We start from the raw sequence: 413 nt of genomic DNA on the forward strand, positions 1-413 counted from the left end.
GATAAAATCGATAAAGCACCAGAAGAAAGAGAAAGAGGAATCACAATCAATACCTCAGTAGTAGAATACGAAACAGAAAAAAGACACTACGCACACATCGACGCCCCAGGCCACGCAGACTACGTTAAAAACATGATCACAGGAGCAGCACAAATGGACGGAGCAATCCTAGTAGTAAGTGCAGCAGACGGTCCAATGCCACAAACAAGAGAACACATCTTGTTAGCAAGACAAGTAGGCGTACCAAAAATCGCAGTATTCCTAAACAAAGAAGACCAAGTAGACGATCCAGAACTAATCGAATTAGTAGAAATGGAAGTAAGAGATCTACTATCAGAATACGAATTCGACGGAGACAATGCCCCAGTAGTAGTAGGAAGTGCATTAAAATCCCTACAAGAAGGCGGAGAAGG

1 protein-coding gene is annotated in these 413 nt (G+C 42.6%); it reads left to right on the plus strand.

The genetic code is table 11. The features are described from left to right. On the plus strand, window positions 1–413 hold a 413-nt coding region (locus HMPREF2852_RS05665), incomplete at both ends, for a GTP-binding protein (protein ID WP_261668147.1).

The organism is Anaerococcus sp. HMSC065G05, from assembly GCF_001812365.1.
Classification (GTDB): domain Bacteria; phylum Bacillota; class Clostridia; order Tissierellales; family Peptoniphilaceae; genus Anaerococcus; species Anaerococcus vaginalis.